At 37.7% G+C, this 16,146-nt stretch carries 18 protein-coding genes and 1 riboswitch; all 18 genes read left to right on the top strand.

Annotated elements, in window-relative coordinates; all coding sequences use genetic code 11:
- Positions 1–15 precede the first annotated feature (15 nt).
- Positions 16–387, top strand: coding sequence for a hypothetical protein (locus tag NLJ82_RS24515; RefSeq protein WP_001224771.1), 372 nt, complete (start codon positions 16–18; stop codon positions 385–387).
- Positions 388–1,115: 728 nt separating this feature from the next.
- Complete coding sequence (locus NLJ82_RS24510) at positions 1,116–1,481, top strand: arsenate reductase family protein (RefSeq protein WP_000218967.1); 366 nt, start codon at positions 1,116–1,118, stop codon at positions 1,479–1,481.
- A gap of 41 nt (positions 1,482–1,522) precedes the next feature.
- A complete protein-coding gene (gcvH, locus tag NLJ82_RS24505) occupies positions 1,523–1,906 on the top strand; it encodes a glycine cleavage system protein GcvH (RefSeq protein WP_000026900.1) in 384 nt (127 codons plus the stop codon).
- A gap of 622 nt (positions 1,907–2,528) precedes the next feature.
- Entirely contained in the window at positions 2,529–2,873 is a 345-nt protein-coding gene (locus tag NLJ82_RS24500; protein WP_000640869.1) for a toprim domain-containing protein, read from the top strand.
- 3 nt (positions 2,874–2,876) lie between these two features.
- A complete protein-coding gene (locus tag NLJ82_RS24495; protein WP_001998544.1) occupies positions 2,877–3,185 on the top strand; it encodes a thioredoxin family protein in 309 nt (102 codons plus the stop codon).
- Between the two features lie 152 nt (positions 3,186–3,337).
- On the top strand, positions 3,338–3,682 hold the full coding sequence (locus NLJ82_RS24490) for a hypothetical protein (protein ID WP_000424933.1): 345 nt from the start codon (positions 3,338–3,340) through the stop codon (positions 3,680–3,682).
- A gap of 125 nt (positions 3,683–3,807) precedes the next feature.
- Positions 3,808–3,915: riboswitch (SAM riboswitch) on the top strand.
- Between the two features lie 179 nt (positions 3,916–4,094).
- Positions 4,095–5,120 (top strand): methionine ABC transporter ATP-binding protein, encoded by a 1,026-nt coding sequence (locus NLJ82_RS24485; RefSeq protein WP_000601758.1) that lies wholly within the window; start codon positions 4,095–4,097, stop codon positions 5,118–5,120.
- Positions 5,113–5,778: a methionine ABC transporter permease gene (locus tag NLJ82_RS24480; RefSeq protein ID WP_000359556.1), complete on the top strand. Its 666-nt coding sequence runs from the start codon at positions 5,113–5,115 to the stop codon at positions 5,776–5,778. The genes NLJ82_RS24485 and NLJ82_RS24480 overlap by 8 nt, the downstream gene beginning before the upstream one ends.
- A gap of 23 nt (positions 5,779–5,801) precedes the next feature.
- A complete protein-coding gene (gene metQ / locus NLJ82_RS24475; RefSeq protein WP_000735091.1) occupies positions 5,802–6,614 on the top strand; it encodes a methionine ABC transporter substrate-binding lipoprotein MetQ in 813 nt (270 codons plus the stop codon).
- Between the two features lie 72 nt (positions 6,615–6,686).
- Positions 6,687–7,493, top strand: coding sequence for a methionine ABC transporter substrate-binding lipoprotein MetQ (gene metQ, locus NLJ82_RS24470; protein ID WP_000722401.1), 807 nt, complete (start codon positions 6,687–6,689; stop codon positions 7,491–7,493).
- A gap of 238 nt (positions 7,494–7,731) precedes the next feature.
- Positions 7,732–8,517, top strand: a complete 786-nt coding sequence (sufC, locus tag NLJ82_RS24465; RefSeq protein WP_000929157.1) for a Fe-S cluster assembly ATPase SufC — start codon at positions 7,732–7,734, stop codon at positions 8,515–8,517.
- Between the two features lie 15 nt (positions 8,518–8,532).
- Complete coding sequence (gene sufD, locus NLJ82_RS24460) at positions 8,533–9,825, top strand: Fe-S cluster assembly protein SufD (RefSeq protein ID WP_000152165.1); 1,293 nt, start codon at positions 8,533–8,535, stop codon at positions 9,823–9,825.
- Positions 9,825–11,045 carry a cysteine desulfurase SufS gene (sufS, locus tag NLJ82_RS24455; RefSeq protein WP_001020763.1) on the top strand — a complete coding sequence of 407 codons (1,221 nt, stop codon included), beginning with the start codon at positions 9,825–9,827 and terminating at the stop codon, positions 11,043–11,045. Before sufD ends, sufS begins: the two co-directional genes overlap by 1 nt.
- Positions 11,035–11,466 carry a Fe-S cluster assembly sulfur transfer protein SufU gene (gene sufU, locus NLJ82_RS24450; protein ID WP_000009523.1) on the top strand — a complete coding sequence of 144 codons (432 nt, stop codon included), beginning with the start codon at positions 11,035–11,037 and terminating at the stop codon, positions 11,464–11,466. The genes sufS and sufU overlap by 11 nt, the downstream gene beginning before the upstream one ends.
- 48 nt (positions 11,467–11,514) lie before the next feature.
- Positions 11,515–12,912, top strand: a complete 1,398-nt coding sequence (gene sufB, locus NLJ82_RS24445) for a Fe-S cluster assembly protein SufB (protein ID WP_001118823.1) — start codon at positions 11,515–11,517, stop codon at positions 12,910–12,912.
- A gap of 659 nt (positions 12,913–13,571) precedes the next feature.
- A complete protein-coding gene (locus tag NLJ82_RS24440; protein WP_210737620.1) occupies positions 13,572–14,987 on the top strand; it encodes a bifunctional metallophosphatase/5'-nucleotidase in 1,416 nt (471 codons plus the stop codon).
- A gap of 65 nt (positions 14,988–15,052) precedes the next feature.
- Positions 15,053–15,355 (top strand): YunC family protein, encoded by a 303-nt coding sequence (locus NLJ82_RS24435; protein WP_000248463.1) that lies wholly within the window; start codon positions 15,053–15,055, stop codon positions 15,353–15,355.
- Positions 15,356–15,409: 54 nt separating this feature from the next.
- Complete coding sequence (gene yunB, locus NLJ82_RS24430) at positions 15,410–16,141, top strand: sporulation protein YunB (protein WP_002081169.1); 732 nt, start codon at positions 15,410–15,412, stop codon at positions 16,139–16,141.
- The last annotated feature ends 5 nt before the right edge of the window (positions 16,142–16,146 follow it).

Below are 16,146 nucleotides of genomic sequence, written 5' to 3'. Positions count from 1 at the left end.
ATGAGGATGATTACGTTGAGGAAATTTTTAATTAGTTATGCTGCAAGCCTGCTTACTTTTACTATCATATGGTTCTTAATACCGTATATTTCTGATCCTAGTTATTCTAACGAGAATGGTTTACCTAACATAGTTGGATTTATTGTAATTCTCATCATATTTGGTAGTGTATTAGATCTTGTAGCTTGTCTAATTGGAGAAGTGTTTTACAGGAATATAAAACAATGTAGGAAGTTTCGATTTGGAATTCCTGTATTTATTGGACTAGCTCTTATCTATACATTTATACTCTCTCTTTTTACTATTACTAGTGCATATGCTTCTAGTTTAGTTGCACCTATTATTATGGGTTCCTTAGCTTTTTATGTAGTACGTAGAAAAATATAATTAACCTTAGCTAACGATAATGATGTAAATGAGCTAGTGGCGGTTCCGCAAAGATTTTGAATAAATTACGAAAAAGTAGAGAACTATACATTTTTACTTTAATGAAGGATACGTTTATCTTTAGATTGATGATAAAAAAGAAGTACCCTGTTTCTAAGCAAGGGCACAGTCAGTAATTTGAATTTCATATTCTCAGGAGCAGTTACTTTTGCTTTATTGATGATAGGCTTAATAACTTTTTTATGGGCTCACTACTACGGTCAAAATCGTTAGTTCCTTTCATCTGTACGCCTTTGTCATGTAAAGTGTTTCCGGGTTTTGTGACTATAGGCTGAACTGGTTAAATAAACGTTTGTTTAAGATGTATGTTCGGTAGGAAGAAACTGATGTAGCTAAGGGGTGAACAAGAGAAAATAAGAATTTAATCAAACGTTTGTTTAAGATGTATGTTCGGTAGGAAGAGACTGATGTAGCTCAAGGGTAAACAAGGGAAAATAGGAATTTAATCAAACGTTTGTTTAAGATATATGTTCGGCGAGGAATTGGGAAAGGATCTAAAAAATTTATATATTTATTTTTTCTTAACAAATGGCGGAAAAATAAGAAAAATTTGCAGGATTATTAAAAATTATCACGAAATAAGTAAAAGTTTAGCGAATAATCGTTTGAAATAATAAAACGTTTTCTATATGATAAAGGTAAAGGTTAGTAAAAAAGTAGGTGAATTTATGACAGTAACATTTTATTCATATCCAAAGTGTGGCACATGTCAAAAAGCAAAGAAATGGTTTGAGGCAAACGATGTAGCATATGAGATGATTCATATTGTTGAAAATCCACCATCAAAAGAAGATTTACGTAATTTACATGAAAAAAGTGAATTACCATTAAAAAAATTCTTTAATACAAGTGGAATGCGTTACCGTGAACTTGGTCTGAAAGATAAGTTAAAAGATGCAAGTGAAGACGAAATGTACGAGCTTTTAGCATCTGATGGCATGTTGATTAAACGTCCAATTGTAACAGATGGAACGAAGGTAACACTTGGTTTTAACGAAGAGCAGTTTGAAAGTGTGTGGAAAAAGTACCAATAAGGTATTTTTACATAATTAATACATTCACTGGAGGTACAGTCATGAGCATTCCAAATAATTTACGTTACTCTGAAGAACACGAATGGGTAAAAACTGAAGGTAATGAAGTTGTTATCGGTATTACTCACTTTGCACAAAGTGAGCTAGGCGATATCGTATTCGTTGAACTTCCAGAAGTAGGTGCAACAATCGAAGCTGACGAGCCATTCGGAAGCGTAGAATCTGTTAAAACAGTTTCTGAATTATACGCACCTGTAAGCGGTAAAGTTGTAGCAGTAAACGAAGAATTAAGTGACCAACCAGAACTTGTTAACGAATCTCCATACGAGGGTGCATGGATGGTTAAAGTTGAACTTTCTGATGCAAGCCAAGTTGAGAAGTTATTAACTGCTGAAAAATATGCAGAAATGACAAACCAAGACTAATTATAGTCGACTGAAGGACAGCCTTTGTGCTGTCCTTTTTTATTTTGTGTTACATAATGCATTTAAAAACGAGCGCAAATGAATAAGCTATTATAGGAATGAATGTTTTTCGATAAGGTTTCATGGGGCTTTGTAATCTGAACGAGCCGCTTGCGCTTTTCATTATGATCCAGCTCCAGCAGCTAGATTGTTCGGTGGCTTCACTTCTTCCTGCAAGGCAAAAAGCGCCTTTACGTCAGAAGCTCCATCCCCCTCACAATCTGAACGAGCCGCTTGCGCTTTTTATTATGATCCAGCTCCAGCGGCTAGAACAGTCGGTCATTTCACTCCTTCACTTGAGGCAAAAGGCGCCTCTAGTTCAGGAGTTCGGGTGTCCTCCTGTTCTGAACGAGCCGCTTGCGCTTTTCATTGTCTAGCTCCACCTCCTAGCCCTTCATGTCTAAGAACCTTCCGCACGAGAAGACAAAAAGCGTCTTCTGTGCGAAAGAACCTTAGCCAACAGGGCTAAGCAGTCGGTTCCGCTTTTCTTTTGCAAAAATAAACAGGAAACAACATGAAAATAACGAATATACTATATACTAAGTTAAAGGTTGTATAGTATATGGTGATCGGGTGATGACATATGATTTATGTAGAAAAAGTCATTATTGTAGAAGGTACATCAGATAGAAGAAAGATTGAATCTATTATTCGTGAACCGGTGGAAATTGTTTGTACAAATGGTACAATTGGTTTGTCGAAAATGGATGAGCTCGTTGATCAGTTTTTTGATAAGGAAGTGTATGTGCTAGTGGATGCTGATGATGCTGGAGAAAAGTTAAGGAAACAGTTTCGAAAAGAATTTCCGCAAGCAGAGCATATTTATATTGATCGCTCGTACCGGGAAGTGGCAACAGCGCCATCTTCACACTTAGCAAATGTATTATGGGGAGCTGACATTGACGTTTATACAGAATATTTACGGTAAGGAATGATAGAAGTGATTGACTGGACAGGAGCCGAAGCTACAGCCTTAATAGAGAATGAAGAAAAAACAGTGTTATATGTATATACTCCAATGTGTGGAACATGTCAATTAGCAAAAAAGATGTTAACAGTCGTTGAGATGACAATTGAAGACCTCAAAATTGGAATGTTAGATTTAAATTATGCTCCGCATTTCGCGAAAGAGTATGGAATTGAAAGTGTACCTTGTTTACTTGTTTTTGAAAATGGGACACTCATGAAGAAGATATATGCATTTCATTCGGTTGAATATTTATATACGGAATTAAAGTAGGCGGCAAAGTTTTTGCCGCCTCGACATATTTCTTGGGAAATATGTCGAGATGCAGGGTGGTTACAGTATTTGTCGAGCGAAAGTAACAGGATTGCTCTTTAGTGAGAGGGAATGGTATGTAATAGAAAGTGATATGAAGGATGTGATTTAGAGTGGAATTATATTCTTTGCTTCAATCATTTGTAAATTACGCTAATGGTCAATATCATTTAGAGCCGCTTTTAAGACAAGGAGAAAAAACTGTTAATTTCCGCTTTGGAGATGAAAGTTGTTCGTTACAAATTTCAAGAGATTATATAGAACTGTTGAAAGAAGAAAGAGGAACGGAGCAAATCGTTTGTGTAGATGAAGAAGATGTAAAACAATTGGTGAATGGCAATGTACGATTGCAAACGTTAATGAACGATGGACGTATACAATATTCGGGAACGTATCGAACGATGTTATTAATTGAATCGATGTTTCATATATGTAAACCGATGTCAGTGGGCGCTTAAAATTCTGAAGTTTCGTTTTTTACAAAAATTTCTGTTGACATGGTGTGTGGATATTGATACAATTCAATTCATAAAATATAGACAATTTCATAAATTACAAATCAGACGAAAATGTAATCTGATTTCTCTTATCAAGAGAGGTGGAGGGACTGTGCCCTGTGAAGCCCGGCAACCGTCAACTTATGTTGAAATGGTGCCAATTCCTGCAAAGCAAATGCTTTGAGAGATGAGAGAGAGGGATAATGTTGTTATATACGCATATAAACCTTTCTGCTTCTCTAAAGCGGAAAGGTTTTTTTGTTGTTTGAATGTGGAGGACATTCAAATAATAAAAGTAATGAGAACGGTGGACTACACGCATCAAAAATAAAAAATTGCGGAGTCGACCTAAACAAAAAAGGGGTGATACACCATGATTCTATTAGAGAATGTAAAGAAAATATATAAAGCAAAAAGCGGTGATGTCACTGCTGTAGATAATGCCAATTTAAAAATAGATAAAGGTGAAATATTTGGTGTTATCGGATATAGTGGCGCTGGAAAAAGTTCTTTAATTAGATTGTTCAATCAGTTGGAGAAACCAACTTCTGGCCAAATTACAATTGCAAATCGTGTCATTTCAGCAATTACAGGAAGCGAACTTCGTAAGGCAAGGCAAGAAATCGGAATGATTTTTCAGCACTTCAACTTACTTTGGTCACGAACTGTACGTGAAAATATCGAGTTCCCACTTGAAATTGCAGGTGTTGATAAGGCGAAGAGAAGAAAACGCGTTGATGAGCTAATTCATCTTGTTGGATTAGAAGGAAGAGGAGACGCGTATCCATCTCAGCTGAGCGGAGGGCAAAAGCAACGCGTTGGGATTGCAAGAGCATTAGCTAACAACCCACAAGTACTTTTATGTGATGAAGCGACGTCAGCTCTTGATCCAGAAACGACAGATCAAATTTTAGATTTACTATTAGATATTAATAAGCGTCTCGGCTTAACAATTGTACTTATTACACATGAGATGCACGTAATTCGAAAGATTTGTAATCGTGTTGCGGTAATGGAGAAAGGGAAGATTGTAGAAACAGGTCCAGTACTTGATGTATTCCGTAATCCACAGCAAGACATTACGAAACGATTTGTACAGCAGTTAACGGATTCTGAAGATACAAATGAAACGATTGAAAGTTTAATTGAAAAATATCCAGATGGAAAAGTAATTCGTTTGCAGTTTATCGGTGAAGCGGTAGAAAGACCAGTACTTCAAAGGTTAATGCAGCGCAGTGATATAGAAGTTAGCATTTTGCAAGGAAATATTGCACAAACGAATAACGGCTCTTACGGTAGTTTAGTTGTTCATTTAAATGGTGAGGAAACAGCGATTCAGCAAGCAATAGAGGGAATACATCAAGATCAAGTAGAGCTGGAGGTGATTGCACATGGATAAATTACTCACAAATGTTGATTGGAATCAAATGTTAGAAGCAACGGGTGAAACGTTATATATGACGGCAATCGCAGCTCTTGCCACATTTGTTTTAGGACTCATTTTAGGATTGTTACTCTTTATGACAGCGAAAGATAATTTATGGGAAAACAAAGCGGTTAACACGGCGATTGGAGCGTTCGTAAACATTTTCCGCTCGATACCGTTCATTATTTTAATCATTTTATTAATCCCATTCACAAAGATTCTGCTTGGAACAATTCTTGGAGCGAGTGCAGCACTTCCAGCTTTAATTATTGGAGCGGCACCGTTTTACGCGAGAATGGTTGAAATCGCCCTTCGTGAAATTGATAAAGGTGTAATTGAAGCTTCAAAAGCGATGGGAGCAAAAACAAGCACAATTATTTTGAAGGTGTTAATTCCAGAATCGTTACCAGCATTAGTATCTGGTATTACGGTTACGACAATTGCTTTAGTAGGCTATACAGCAATGGCGGGAGTTGTTGGTGCTGGTGGCCTTGGAACACTTGCTTATTTAGAAGGATTCCAACGAGGAAATAACGACGTAACAATCGTTGCGACAATTTGTGTATTACTAGTTGTATTTTTCATTCAATGGATTGGTGATCGTGTAACGACTCGAATAGATAAACGATAATAAAAAACGGGAGGATGTTTCAAATGAAAAAGTTATTACTTACAGCACTTATTTCAACTTCTATTTTTGGGTTAGCTGCTTGTGGCGGCAAAGATAAAGATGAAAAGAAACTTGTTGTTGGTGCTTCTAACGTACCGCACGCTGAAATTTTAGAAAAGGCAAAACCGTTACTTGAGAAAAAAGGAATTGAATTAGAAGTGAAAAAATTCCAAGATTACGTGTTGCCAAATAAATCGTTAGCAGATAAGGATTTAGACGCAAACTATTTCCAACACATTCCGTATTTAGAAAAAGAAATTAAAGATAAAAAATATGATTTTGAAGTAGCAGGAAAAATTCATTTAGAGCCAATTGGTGTATACTCTCAAAAATATAAAAGCTTAAAAGAGCTTCCAAACGGAGCAACAATTATTATGAGTAATTCAGTTGCTGATCATGGACGTGGTTTAGCAATTTTACAAAAAGAAGGCATTTTAAAAATTAAAGATGGGGTAGATCCAGTTAAAGCAACTCCAAAAGATATCGCGGATAATCCGAAAAACTTAAAATTCAAAACGGATATTGAGCCTGGTTTATTACCACAAGTGTATAACAATAAAGAAGGCGACGCTGTTCTAATTAACTCAAACTATGCAATTGATGCGAAGTTAAACCCAGAAAAAGATGCAATTGCAATTGAAAGTAATGATTCACCATACGCAAACGTAGTAGCTGTTCGTAAAGGCGATAAAGATAAGAAAGAGATTAAAGCTCTTGTAGAAGTATTACATTCTAAAGAAATCGAAGACTTCATTAATAAAGAATATAAAGGGGCAGTTGTTCCTGTAAAAGAATAATTGCTGTAAAAGGGCTGGTGTATGCCAGCCTTTTTTATAACTACATAATTATACAGGAGAAGGGGACATCATATGAAAAAGATTCTATTGTCAGTTGTTACAGCGTTGTCTGTATTTACATTAGCTGCTTGCGGAGGGAAAGAGGAGAATAAGCTTGTTGTGGGAGCTTCTAACGTACCGCACGCTGTTATTTTAGAAAAGGCACAGCCGATATTAGAGAAAAAGGGAATTAAATTAGAAATTAAAAAATTCCAAGATTATGTGTTGCCAAATAAAGCGTTAGCGGATAAGGAAATTGATGCGAACTACTTCCAACACATTCCTTATTTAGATAAAGAAATCCAAGAAAAAGGATATAAAATTGTAAACGCGGGAAAAATTCATTTAGAGCCAATGGGTATTTATTCGAAGAAATATAAAAGCTTAAAAGACTTACCAGATGGCGGGACAGTGATTATGAGTAATAACGTAGCGGAGCGTGGCCGTATGCTAGCATTGTTACAAAAAGGCGGCGTTATTAAACTAAAAGACGGTGTAGATGTTGTGAAAGCAACAGTAAAAGATGTTGTAGAAAATCCGAAAAACTTAAAGTTTAAAACAGATGTAGAGCCTGGGCTTTCACCAAAGTTATATGAAAATAATGAAGGAGATGCTTTATTTATTAATTCAAACTATGCAATTGATGCAAAACTAAATCCAACAAAGGATGCAATTGCGATTGAAGGATCAGACTCTCCGTATGCAAATATTATTGCAGTTCGTAAAGGTGACGAGAAGAAAAAAGAAATTAAGGAGCTAGTAGAAGTACTGCATTCAAAAGAAATTCAAGATTTTATTAATAAAGAATATAAAGGTGCTGTACTTCCGGTAAGTGAATAAATATAAGGAAAGGGCTGGAAATTTACCAGTCCTTTTTTCTTTATATAAATAAGAAGAAAGGTGTATCATATAAGGATGCAAGTGAAATACTTATATACATTTGTGAAAAAATTGTTACTTTTTTTCATCGTTTGCGATATCATTTTATTTGATATAAAATTAGAATGAGAATAAAATGAGAATATGAACGTTTTAGGAATTTTTAAAATGTATATATAGGATTAATGGAGGTATTGAGATGGCTGGTTCTACATTAACGGTTAAAGACTTACACGTATCAATTGATGGCAAAGAAATTTTAAAAGGTGTAAACCTTGAAGTAAAAGGTGGAGAAATCCACGCAATTATGGGACCTAACGGAACAGGTAAATCAACTTTATCTTCTGCAATTATGGGTCACCCAAAATATGAAGTAACAGAAGGTAGCATCATCATCGACGGTGAAGATGTATTAGAAATGGAAGTAGATGAGCGCGCACAAGCAGGTCTATTCCTAGCAATGCAATATCCAAGTGAAATTAGCGGAGTAACAAACGCTGACTTCTTACGTTCTGCAATTAACGCACGTCGTGAAGAAGGCGATGAAATTTCTCTTATGAAATTTATCCGTAAATTAGATAAAAACATGGAATTCCTAGAAATGGATCCAGAAATGGCACAACGTTACTTAAACGAAGGTTTCTCTGGCGGTGAGAAAAAACGTAACGAAATTCTTCAATTAATGATGATTGAGCCAAAAATCGCAATCTTAGACGAAATTGACTCAGGTCTTGATATCGATGCATTAAAAGTTGTATCTAAAGGTATTAACGAAATGCGCGGCGAAGACTTCGGTTGCCTAATGATTACGCATTACCAACGTTTATTAAACTACATCACTCCAGACTTCGTTCACGTTATGATGAACGGTCGTATCGTTAAATCTGGTGGACCTGAGCTTGCACAACGTCTAGAAGCTGAAGGTTACGACTGGATTAAAAAAGAATTAGGTATTGAAGACGAAACAACAGAGCAAGAAGCGTAAGAGAGGAGCATAAACATGACAATCGGTACATTACCTTTCGATCAAGAAACAATCCGTCAACGCGCAAGCGAAGTAAACGAAGCAGCTTGGTTGACTGAGTTCCGCTTACAAGCTCTTGCACAAGCAACTGAACTTCCAATGCCAACTCCTGATAAAACGAAAATTGACAAATGGGACTTTATCGGAAAAGGCGACGCTGCTAAGCAAGAGCCTGTAAGTTCTTTAACAGAGCTTCCAGAAGCAGTGAAAAACTTAATCGATGAAAATAACAGTGTATTAGTGCAACGTACTGGTACAACTGCATTCGTTTCTTTAGCAGACGAAGCAAAAGAAAAAGGTGTTATTTTCACAGACATCGTAACAGCTGCAACGGAGCATGCTGAACTAGTACAAAAGTACTTAATGAAAGACGGCGTGAAGGTAGACGAGCATCGTCTAACTGCACTTCATGCTGCATTAATCAACGGTGGTGCATTCGTATATGTTCCGAAAAACGTTGTTCTTGAAACTCCACTTCAAGCTGTATTCTTAGTAGACGGCGAAGAAGCTAACGTATATAACCACGTATTATTCGTAGCTGATGCGAACAGTACTGCAACTTATGTAGAAAACTACGTTGCAAATGAAAATGCTAAAGGTATTGCAAATATCGTAGCAGAAGTAATCGTGGAACAAGGCGCACAAGTGAAATTCGGTGCGGTTGATCTATTAGCGAAAGACGTAACAACTTACGTTAACCGCCGCGGTATTGTTGGACGCGACGGCCGCGTTGATTGGGCTCTAGGCCTTATGAATGACGGAAACACAATTTCAGAGAACGTTACAAACTTAATGGGCGACGGTTCATATGCTGATACGAAAACAGTAACAATTGGCCGTGGTAACCAAACACAAAACTTTACAACTAAAGTTGTTCACTTCGGTAAACACTCTGAAGGTTGGATTTTAAAACACGGTGTACAAAAAGATAGTGCAACATCTATCTTTAACGGAATTGGTAAGATTGAACACGGTGCATCTAAGTCAAATGCACAACAATCTTCTCGCGTTCTTATGTTAGATGAGAAAGCACGCGGTGATGCAAACCCAATTCTTTTAATTGACGAAGATGATGTTATGGCAGGTCACGCAGCTTCAGTAGGTCGCGTAGATCCAACTCAACTATACTACTTAATGAGCCGTGGTATTCCAAAACGCGAAGCAGAACGTTTAGTCATCCATGGATTCTTAGCACCTGTAGTTAATGAGCTTCCAATTGAAGGAGTAAAGGCACAGCTTGTTGAGGTAATTGAAAGGAAAGTTCGCTAATGAATATTCATGAAATACGCAAACAGTTTCCAATTCTTGATCAAAAAGTGAACGGCAAACAACTTGTTTATTTCGATAGTGCAGCAACTTCTCAAAAACCAATTCAAGTCATTGAAACGTTAGAACGTTACTATAAAGAATATAACTCTAACGTGCATCGCGGTGTTCATACGCTCGGTACGAAAGCTACCGACGCGTATGAAGGTGCACGCGAGAAAGTTCGCAAGTTTATTAATGCGAAATCAATGGAAGAGATTATTTTCACGCGCGGAACAACAACTGCATTAAATACAGTAGCGGCTAGCTATGGTCTTGAAAATGTAAAAGAAGGCGATGAAATCGTTATTTCTTACATGGAGCACCATAGTAACATCATTCCGTGGCAGCAAGTTGCGAAGAAAACTGGTGCAACTTTAAAATATCTTCCGCTTCAACCAGATGGGACAATTTCAATAGAAGATGCTCGTCAAACAATTACACCGAATACAAAAATCGTTTCTATCATGTATGTTTCTAACGTACTTGGAACGATTAACCCTGTAAAAGAAATCGGAGCAATCGCACACGAAAATGGCGCAATTATGGTCGTTGACGGTGCACAAAGTACACCTCATATGAAAGTGGATGTACAAGATTTAAACTGTGATTTCTACGCATTATCTGCTCATAAGATGTGCGGCCCTACAGGTATCGGCGTATTATATGGTAAGAAAGAATTGCTAAACAATATGGAGCCAATTGAATTTGGCGGTGAAATGATTGATTTCGTAGATTTACAAGAATCTACTTGGAAAGAGCTTCCGTGGAAGTTCGAAGCAGGTACGCCGATTATCGGTAATGCAATCGGACTTGGTGCGGCAATTGATTTCCTAGAAGAAATCGGTCTTCATAATATTGAAAAGCATGAGCATGAATTAGCGCAATACGCTTTAGAAAGACTATCAGAAGTAGATGGCGTTACAATTTATGGTCCAAAGCATCGCGCTGGTCTTGTTACATTTAATATTGAAGACGTACATCCTCACGATGTAGCGACAGTATTAGATGTAGAAGGTATTGCGGTTCGCGCAGGACACCACTGTGCACAACCGCTTATGAAGTGGCTGAAAGCTTCTTCAACAGCACGTGCGAGCTTCTATTTATATAATACAAAAGAAGAAATTGATACATTTGTTGAATCGCTAATCAAGACAAAGGAGTATTTCACAAATGTCATTTAATAATTTAGATACGTTATATCGTCAAGTTATTATGGATCATTACAAAAATCCTCGTAACCATGGCGTGCTAGAAGATAGTGTTACAGTTAACTTGAACAATCCAACTTGCGGTGATCGTATTCAACTTACGATGAAAGTAGAAGAAGGTATTGTGCAAGAAGCGAAGTTTGAAGGAGAAGGATGTTCTATCTCAATGTCTTCAGCTTCCATGATGACACAAGCAGTAAAAGGTAAGAAAATTGAAGAGGCACTTCAGCTTTCTAAAATTTTCTCTGACATGATGCTAGGAAAAGAGTACGATGACAGCATCGATTTAGGAGATATTGAAGCATTACAAGGCGTATGCAAGTTCCCTGCACGTATTAAATGTGCAACATTAGCGTGGAAAGCGTTAGAAAAGGGCTTAAACGAAGATAAGTAATGTTAAAGGTTCCTAAAAACGAGGTTATCTAAGGAGGGACACACCAACATGGCGAAGCAACTGCCAGATATCGGCGATTATAAATATGGTTTCAAAGACAAAGACGTTTCGATTTTCCGTGCTGGACGCGGTTTAACAAAAGAGATCGTTGAAGAGATTTCACGTATGAAAGAAGAACCACAGTGGATGTTAGACTTCCGTTTAAAATCACTGGATAAGTTCTATGAAATGCCAATGCCACAATGGGGCGGCGACTTAAACGACTTAGATTTCGATGAAATTACGTACTACGTAAAACCATCTGAGAAATCTGAGAAGTCTTGGGATGAAGTACCTGATGAAATTAAAGCTACATTTGATAAATTAGGTATTCCAGAAGCTGAGCAAAAATATTTAGCTGGTGTATCTGCACAGTACGAATCTGAAGTTGTATACCACAACATGAAAGAAGACCTAGAAGCTCTAGGAATCGTCTTCAAAGATACAGATAGCGCATTAAAAGAGAACGAAGATATTTTCCGTGAGCATTTCGGAAAAGTAATCCCACCAACAGACAACAAATTCGCAGCATTAAACTCTGCAGTTTGGTCTGGTGGATCATTCATCTACGTTCCAAAAGGTGTGAAAGTTGATACACCACTTCAAGCGTATTTCCGTATTAACTCTGAAAATATGGGACAATTCGAGCGTACGCTTATCATCGTAGACGAAGGCGCACACGTACACTACGTAGAAGGTTGTACAGCACCTGTTTACACGACTAACTCACTTCACAGTGCGGTAGTAGAAATCATCATTAAGAAAGATGCATATTGCCGTTATACAACAATCCAAAACTGGGCGAACAACGTATACAACCTAGTTACAAAACGTGCGGTTTGTGAAGAAAACGCAACGATGGAATGGATTGACGGTAACATCGGATCTAAATTAACGATGAAATACCCAGCAGTTATCTTAAAAGGCGAAGGCGCTCGTGGTTTAACATTATCTATCGCGATTGCTGGTAAAGGCCAACACCAAGATGCTGGTGCGAAAATGATTCACTTAGCACCAAACACGTCTTCAACAATCGTTTCTAAATCGATTGCGAAGCATGGTGGTAAAGTAACTTACCGTGGTATCGTACACTTCGGACCAAAAGCGAAAAACTCTCGCTCTAACATTGAGTGTGACACGTTAATCATGGATAACCAATCTACATCTGATACAATTCCTTACAACGAAATCAAAAACGATTACGTTTCACTTGAGCACGAAGCGAAAGTATCGAAAGTATCAGAAGAACAATTATTCTACCTAATGAGCCGCGGTATTTCTGAGCAAGAAGCTACAGAAATGATCGTAATGGGCTTCATCGAGCCATTCACTCGCGAACTTCCAATGGAATACGCAGTTGAAATGAACCGCCTAATCAAGTTTGAGATGGAAGGTTCTATTGGTTAATATTTAAAGTGGAGGCGGCTCGTCCAGAATGTGAGGGGGATGGAGCTTCTGACGTAGAGGCGCTTTTTGCCTCATAGGAAGAAGTGAAGCCACCGAACATTCTAGCCGCTGGAACTGGATAATATATAAAGGAAGCGCCCTGCTGTGCAGGGCGCTTTTTTTTATTGTGTGAGCTGGGCTTGGGGTGGGGTTAGCCGAGATACCCAGGTAGGTTTCTGGATAAATATATCAGCGATTTTTCAAATATATCGATCACAACTCGGAATATATCGGCGATTATTTCAATATATCGACGATTCGACAAGGAATATCGACTTATCAACAAATTACGACAAAAGAAATTCTTCATATACCTTGCAACATTTTATATGAAAGGGGACCGACTGGAAGTAAGGCAAAGATACTGACAAATCCACTGGTGAATCCAATTGAAAAAAGACCTGCGAATCTCCTGTTGAACTTTCTGACAAATCCCCGCTCTACCAACTAATCCCCAGACTGGCAAAAGTAAAGTTTCTCATATGAAAAAGGACAATCTTTTGCTTTTTCTCACAATGCGAGTACAATGTAAAATAGCAAGAAAAGACGAAAAGTATTTACAGGATTATTGCGTACGCATAGCGTAAATGGCAGTAAGGAACTGAGAGGAGGTTTTTTCTCTGAATATAAATAAAGAAACAATCATCCACCTTTATCATACAAACGATATACATAGTCATTTTGAAAATTGGCCGCAAATTTCTCGGTTTGTACAAGGAGAGAAAAAGCGAAGACAGGAAGCGGGAGAGACCGTTTTGACTGTAGATATCGGCGATCATGTGGATCGTTTTCATAGTATTTCGGAAGCGACGAATGGGCTTGGCAATACGAAGCTTTTAAATGAGGCGTTATATGATTATGTAACGATTGGAAACAATGAAGGAATTACGTTAGCGAAGGAGCATTTGAATCGTCTATATGATGATGCTGGATTTGAGGTGCTTGTCGCGAATTTATTTGAAAAAGAAGGGGTACGTCCAGAGTGGGCAAAGCCTTATAAATTACATACAACGACAGATGGGATTACGATTGCTTTTATCGGATTAACGGTTGCATATCCAGAGTTTTATCAAATGTTAGATTGGCATATTGAAGATCCAATCGAGCATTTAGAGTCTATTTTAGAAGAAGTGAGAGATGAGGCTCATATAACGGTTGTCCTTTCTCACCTTGGAAAAAGTATGGATGAGTATATGGCGGAACATTATGATATAGATGTTATTTTAGGGGCACATACGCATCATTTATTTGAGCGTGGTGTTCTTATGAATCATACGTTACTTTGTTGTTGTGAAAAGTGGGGACGTTACGTTGGGCACGTTCAGCTTACTGTGGATAAAGAGACGAAGAAGCTGTTGAAAAAGGATGGTAGAGCAATTAAGACTGAACGTTTAGGTGCTTATAGCAAACCGTTATCCACAATTGAGGCGCTGCAGGAAGAAAGTAAACATATTATGGAAGAACCTGTTGTTCATTTAAAGGAATCATTACCGGTTGATTGGTTTCATGAGACAGCATTTCCGCACATGTTAGCAAATGCGTTGAAAACGTGGTGCGGTGCAGAGATTGGCATGGTGAACGCTGGTGTACTTCTTGAAGGATTAGAAGAAGGCGTTGTGACGCGTGGAGATATTCACAGAATTTGTCCACATCCAATTAATCCATGTCTATTAAAAGTGCCGGGGAAAATGTTAAGAGAAGTGATCTTGAAAGCACGTCGCCCGAATATGGAGAACCTTGAGGTAAAAGGGTTTGGATTTCGGGGGAAAGTGATGGGGAAAATGATTTATGCTGGTGTAGAAGTCATCCCAGATACGATTCCCGGGAATAAAATTTTACTGGAAGATGTATTAATTAACGGGGAATCGCTGGAATTAGAACGTATATATACAGTAGGAACGATTGATATGTTTACATTTGGCTACTTATACCCAGAGCTATCCACACTTTCTAACAAACAATATTATATGCCAGAACTACTTAGAGATGTGTTAACAGACATGTTAATAACTTATACATCTTCCGTCAAACTATAGGCTAGTTAACTTGTAACACTCATTTTTCTCTTGTCATACAGATAAGAAAGAGAGGAGTGTGAACTATGGTTAATGTAGAGCCAATTATAATCGATAATTATACGTTTATTGCGGTTAGCGTCAAACTTCCAAAGACAAATTTGCTAGCTGTAATGAGCGATAAAGGATATATTATGTGCGGTGCATTAGATGTAGGTCTTTTAAATGAGAAGTTAGGGGATCGAGGTATTATTGCTGGCCGTGCGGTTGGTGTAAGAACGATTGAACAACTTCTTGAAGCACCGCTAGAATCAGTAACGATTGAAGCCGAAGCGTTAGGTATTACGGCTGGCACAATCGGAAAAGAAGCATTATTAAAAATGAGATAAGCATATATCGTCCCTCCTTCTTGCATAGAAATGATATAAGAAGGAGGGTTTTGTATGAGTATATTTCGTTCGAAAAATTCGCGGTTTCGAAGGGGACCTATTTCCTTTCGGCACATACTGCTTATGTCGTTTATTCTTTTTGTCATATTACTCGTGCAAGGATTATGGATTGTGAATAGCAGCATTCAGCCGACATTAATGAAATATGGAGAAGTAGAGACACATAAAATGGCGACAGCGGTTATGACGAAGGCGGTAAAAGATAGGATCGATGAGGGATTCGATGTCGATTCATTAATGAAAGTACAAAATGATAAAAACGGGAAAGTGTCCACAATTAATTTAAATACGAAGCAAGTAAATGAAATCGTAACGTCAACGACCACATACATAGAAAAATATTTACAGCAAGTAGAACAAGGGAATTTGAAGGGACTAGGTATTTCTGAAAAAAATGGGGCAACGATGGCAGTTCCGTTTGGCCGTGTAACAAATAATGCGCTTCTTGGAAATATAGGACCCGATATTCCAATTGATTTCACGACGATTGGTCATGTAAATACGGATATTAAACAAAAAATTGAACCGCACGGAATCAATACGACAGCGATTCAAATTATTATGGAGATGGAAGTTACGTTGCAAGTCATTATTCCATTTCATACGAAAGAAATAAAAGTGAAACAAAATGTTCCAATTGCGACGCGCATCGTTCAAGGGGAAGTGCCTACGTATTATGGAAGCGGAAGTGTTGTTGTACCTGATAAAAAGAAAACGGATAGTTAGTCATA

It is taken from the genome of Bacillus paranthracis (assembly GCF_024296885.1).
GTDB classification, from domain to species: Bacteria; Bacillota; Bacilli; order Bacillales; family Bacillaceae_G; genus Bacillus_A; species Bacillus_A paranthracis.
This window is presented reverse-complemented; position numbering and strand designations above follow the sequence as displayed.